The organism is Flavobacterium sp., assembly GCF_049240005.1.
Classification (GTDB): Bacteria; Bacteroidota; Bacteroidia; order Flavobacteriales; family Flavobacteriaceae; genus Flavobacterium.
On the sequence record NZ_JBMLTK010000129.1, the window covers coordinates 22,975 to 28,236 of the forward strand.

Below are 5,262 nucleotides of genomic sequence, written 5' to 3' on the forward strand. Positions count from 1 at the left end.
GGAAAGCACAGAACGTGTCAAGCCGCCTAAAAATTGCACCAGCCTTCGACAGGCTCAGGCTAAGACGATTCGTAGGTAAGAGCGGGAAAATGAAATGTTAAGTGGTGAACGTCTCGAAATCTTTCCCGATAGCTATCGGGACTCAAATCTTAATACTAAAATACTGCTTCGCAAACTTTGCGAAAATCTTTGCGAACTTTGCGGTTAAGGATTCGACACGCACAAGAACCCGTATTTTTAAGCGCGCAGAATACGCCGAAGTTCAAAGAATTTGATGGATAGTTTGACACAGAACGTATCAAGCCGATAAAAAGTATTTCAAGAGATATAAACTAGCTTCTAAAAGACCTGTCTCGCAAGGACGTCTCGATTCCGCAATAGCGATTGGCGCGGAAACCCCACAGCGACGAGGCACGATTCCGATAGCTATCGGAAGCGAGGAGTTGCAGCAAAAAGCGCGGGCGCCGCTTGCACAAATTATTTTTGGCGCAGGATTGTTGCGGCGCATTGCCCAAAAAAAGAAAATGAAACTGCATAAAAATGAAATTATTCTTCCGTAAATGGGTGTAAAAAGACGCTTTTCTTTACGCGAATTTAAAAACACAACGGGTATAATGTTACTTTTGTAGAAAATGTGAGTTATGTTAAAAATTGGTGTCCTTGGTGCGGGTCATTTAGGTAAAATTCACCTTAAGCTTTTACAACAATCTGAAAAATACGAACTCGTTGGTTTTTACGACGAAAATCTGGAAAATGGCGCTAAAATTGCCGCTGAATTTGGCTATAAACAGTTCCATACCATAGCAACATTGATACATGCCGTTGATGTAATCGACATTGTAACCCCTACCCTTTCGCATTACAAATGTGCCAAAGTGGCCTTGAAATCGGGCAAGCATATTTTTATTGAAAAACCGATTAGCAACACGGTTGCCGAAGCCGAAGAAATTATTGCCATTGCAGAAGAAATGAAGCTACTCGGCCAAGTGGGACACGTGGAGCGGTTTAATCCGGCTTTTCAAGCGGTTCGCGAAAAAATTAATAATCCGATGTTTATTGAAACGCATCGATTGGCTGAGTTCAATCCGCGTGGAACCGATGTACCTGTTGTGCTTGACTTGATGATTCACGATATCGATGTCATTCTAAGCGTTGTGAATTCGAAAGTAAAAGCGGTGCATGCTAGTGGCGTGAGTGTAATTTCGGAAACGCCCGACATTGCGAATGCGCGATTGGAGTTTGAAAACGGTTGTGTAGCAAATTTAACTGCAAGTAGGATTTCGTTGAAAAACATGAGGAAAAGTCGGTTTTTCCAAAAAGACGCTTACATCTCGGTTGATTTTCTAGAAAAGAAATGCGAAGTAGTTAAAATGAAGGATGCACCTGAAAATCCGGGTGATTTTGACATGATTCTCCAAAATGCGGAAGGCGTGAAAAAGCAAATTTATTTTGAGAATCCCGATGTTAAGCCGAATAACGCCATACTCGACGAGTTGGAAACTTTTGCAGATGCGATTACAAACAAAACGCGCCCGGTGGTGAGTTTGTCGGATGGAACGGAAGCATTGCGAATGGCATATATGATCATAGATGCGATGAGAAAAAAATAGTTATGGATTTGTCGCAGAACTTCTTGCAGGAAATTAAATCTTTGATTGTACAATCGCGAGAAAATGCTGTTCGCTCGATAGAGCATCATAGAACAATGATGTATTGGTACATCGGTGAGCGGATTTTTAACGAAGAACAACAGGGGAAAGAGCGCGCTGACTATGGAAATTACTTAATAAAGTACCTATCCAATCAGCTACAACCTGAATATGGTAGCGGATTTTCTACAAGAAATTTGAATTGGTATCGACAGTTTTATCGAACTTTTCCAAATGTGAACTCACTGCGTTCACAATTAAGCTGGACTCACTATCGAATTTTACTTCGTATAACTAATAACGACAAAAGAGAATTTTACATCGCAGAAACTGTCAAAAATAATTGGTCAATAAGGCAAATGGAACGGCAAATAAATAGCCAGCTTTTTGAACGATTACTTCTTAGTAATGATACTGAAAGTGTTTTAGCTGTTGCTAGAAATGAAACTGTACCCAAAAATCCAACGGAGATAATTAAGGATCCTCTTGTTTTAGAGTTTTTAAATTTAAAACGAGAAAGCTCCTACTACGAAAAAGATCTTGAAAACGCAATAATTTCGAACTTACAAGATTTCCTTTTAGAACTTGGTAACGGATTTTCGTTCGTTGCTAGACAAAAGCGAATTCACCTTGACGGGGATGATTTTTTCATAGATTTGGTATTTTATAATAGATTGTTGCAATGCTTTGTTCTATTTGAAATAAAAACGCACAAGCTATCTCACGAAGATTTAGGACAACTTCAGATGTACGTGAACTACTACGACAGAATTGAGAAAGTAGCGCACGAACGACCAACAATAGGAGTTTTGCTTTGCGCTGACAAAAATGATGCAGTAGTAAAATATTCATTGCCAGAAAACAATAACTCAATTCTAGCGAGTCAATACCAGCTTTATTTGCCTAGTGAAGAGCAATTATTAAACGAAATAAAAAAGGACCTTGAAACCGTAGACAAAAAGAAGCTTATCTAAGTAAATTTGATAAAGATCTAAAACAAAATATTGAAATCATATTCTAAATAAAATGAAAAAAATTACTGTAATCGGCGCAGGAACCATGGGCAACGGAATTGCACACACCTTCGCTCAAAAAGGCTTTGCCGTAACACTTGTAGATATTTCGGAAGCTGCCTTGGAACGCGGCATGAACACCATTGCAACGAATCTGGATCGGATGGTTGCCAAAGGAAGTATTTCTGAAGCCGACAAAACTGAGACGCTTTCTCATTTACAGCCATCGACCGATTTAAAAGCTGCCGCGGAAACGTCTGATTTGATTGTGGAAGCTGCAACTGAAAATCTAGATTTAAAGCTGAAGATATTTAAGCAATTGAGCGAGTTTGCTTCTGAGAATTGCATCTTGGCTACCAATACTTCGTCTATTTCGATTACGCAAATTGCTGCTGTAGTTTCGAATCCGGAACGCGTTATTGGTATGCATTTTATGAATCCGGTTCCGTTGATGAAGTTGGTTGAAATCATTAACGGCTACAATACTTCGGCTGCAACAACAAAAACCATTATGTCGCTTTCCGAGCAACTGGGAAAAACACCTGTAGAAGTAAACGACTATCCTGGATTTGTCGCTAATAGAATTTTGATGCCGATGATTAACGAATCTATCGAAACACTTTACAACGGTGTTGCAGGCGTAAGCGAAATTGATACCGTTATGAAATTGGGAATGGCGCATCCGATGGGACCACTGCAATTAGCCGATTTCATTGGATTGGACGTTTGTTTAGCTATTTTACATGTGATGTACGATGGATTCAAAAATCCGAAGTACGCTCCTTGCCCATTGCTTGTAAACATGGTTCGCGCCGGAAAACTAGGCGTTAAATCGGGAGAAGGATTTTATAATTATGCTGCTTCGAAAAAAGCCGAAGTAGTAGCAGATCAATTCAAAAAATAGTCGTTGGCACGCTTCGAACCCATAGCAGTAGCACGACCCGGTGCCGACAAAGTGTCGTTAGTTACCTGCAAATCGTACGACGATTATTCGGCGGCCGAACTTGCAGCACAACTCGATTTTAATCCGTATTCGTTTCTTCACGTGCTAAATCCGGCTTATGTAAACCAGCAGAAAATTGGTTTAGAAAAACGCTTTAAGCTTGTGGCACAGAAGTACGCCGATTTTAAAGCTGATGGTACTTTAATAACCGATCCGGAATCTGCATTTTATTTGTATCGAATTGAATCGAAACACGGCACATTCCAAGGAATTGTGGGTGGTTGCTCTGTGGAAGATTATCGCTCGGGAGTCATCAAACAACACGAAGACACCTTGCAATACCGCGTCGAATTATTTAAAGATTATTTGCATCAAACGCGATTTAATACCGAACCCGTTTTAATTGCGTACGAACAAAGTGCAGCATTTAGCGAAAAACTGGAACAAATTAGTAGTACTGAACCAATTTACCGATTTTCTACACCACAGAAAGATACACATACGCTTTGGAAAATTGCGCAAGCCGAAGTTGTAGCTGAAATTCAACATTACTTCGCTAAGCAAAAGAAACTCTACATCGCCGACGGTCACCACCGTTCTGCCTCTGCCGATTTACTCGAAAAGCAGTATGCCAACGAACAGCCGGCCTCTTCCCTATTCTTATCTTTTTTAATTGCCGAACAAGACATTAAAATATTTGAATACAACAGGATCATCCGAGATTTGGCAGGTTTGACTGAGGAAGATTTTCTGCGGGAAATCGAAAAACACTTCTGGGTTACCAACAAAGGAAAAGAACTGTACAAACCGGACCAGAAGTATCATTTTGGAATGTATTTCAAACAATCGTTTTACAAGTTGCAGTTCAAAAATCCATTTGATCTTCAAACCATAGAAGAAAAGTTAGACGCACATATTTTGTACCGCTATGTACTCAATCCGGTATTGAAAATTAGCGACTTACGAAACGACGAACGCATTGATTATATTCCTGGAAAACAATCGATTACAACAATAAAAGAAGTTATTGACGAAGGCGAATATGAAGTGGGATTTTTGTTGTATCCGTCTTCCATCACAGAAATCAAAGAATTAGCCGATCATAACTTTATCATGCCGCCTAAAAGCACGTATTTTGAACCTAAATTCAGAAGCGGATTAATTATTTACGAACTATGACAACTGTGCGTGAGAACTTACTGAAAATCAAAGAAAATTTACCTGAATCGGTAACGCTTGTGGCTGTTTCAAAAACAAAGCCCAATTCTTTAATTTTAGAAGCGTACGAAGCCGGACAACGTATTTTTGGAGAAAATAAAGTACAAGAGCTGACACAAAAGGCGCAAAAGCTTCCGGAAGATATTGAATGGCACATGATCGGACATTTGCAGCGAAATAAAGTAAAACAGCTTTTGCCGCACGTTTCTTTGATTCACGGTGTTGATTCGTTGCGTTTGTATTTAGAAATTGAAAAAGAAGCAAGAAAATTGGAACGCGAAATTGCCATTTTGCTTCAAGTGTATATTGCAGGTGAAGAAACGAAATTTGGTTTAGACGAGGCTGAATTAGAAGAAATTCTAAACCTTCCGAAAAGCAACTTTATTCGCATTCGCGGATTAATGGGAATGGCTTCGTTTACTGAAAATCGTGAAATCAT

At 39.6% G+C, this 5,262-nt stretch carries 5 protein-coding genes; all 5 read left to right on the forward strand.

The window, feature by feature from the left end:
- Window positions 1–641: 641 nt before the first annotated feature.
- A complete protein-coding gene (locus tag ACOVQQ_RS13025) occupies window positions 642–1,610 on the forward strand; it encodes a Gfo/Idh/MocA family protein (RefSeq protein WP_421818575.1) in 969 nt (322 codons plus the stop codon).
- 2 nt (window positions 1,611–1,612) lie between these two features.
- Window positions 1,613–2,623: a PDDEXK nuclease domain-containing protein gene (locus tag ACOVQQ_RS13030; RefSeq protein WP_421818576.1), complete on the forward strand. Its 1,011-nt coding sequence runs from the start codon at window positions 1,613–1,615 to the stop codon at window positions 2,621–2,623.
- Window positions 2,624–2,675: 52 nt separating this feature from the next.
- Entirely contained in the window at window positions 2,676–3,566 is an 891-nt protein-coding gene (locus ACOVQQ_RS13035) for a 3-hydroxyacyl-CoA dehydrogenase family protein (RefSeq protein WP_421818577.1), read from the forward strand.
- A gap of 3 nt (window positions 3,567–3,569) precedes the next feature.
- Complete coding sequence (locus ACOVQQ_RS13040; protein WP_421818578.1) at window positions 3,570–4,784, forward strand: DUF1015 domain-containing protein; 1,215 nt, start codon at window positions 3,570–3,572, stop codon at window positions 4,782–4,784.
- The coding region (locus ACOVQQ_RS13045) for a YggS family pyridoxal phosphate-dependent enzyme (RefSeq protein ID WP_421818579.1) at window positions 4,781–5,262 on the forward strand (482 nt) is incomplete at its 3' end. The genes ACOVQQ_RS13040 and ACOVQQ_RS13045, both read left to right, overlap by 4 nt.

Bases quoted from the DNA above. Each gene is read 5' to 3' on its own strand.
- ACOVQQ_RS13025 (WP_421818575.1), top strand. From the start codon at position 642: ATGTTAAAAATTGGTGTCCTTGGTGCGGGTCATTTAGGTAAAATTCAC.
- ACOVQQ_RS13030 (WP_421818576.1), top strand. From the start codon at position 1,613: ATGGATTTGTCGCAGAACTTCTTGCAGGAAATTAAATCTTTGATTGTA.
- ACOVQQ_RS13035 (WP_421818577.1), top strand. From the start codon at position 2,676: ATGAAAAAAATTACTGTAATCGGCGCAGGAACCATGGGCAACGGAATT.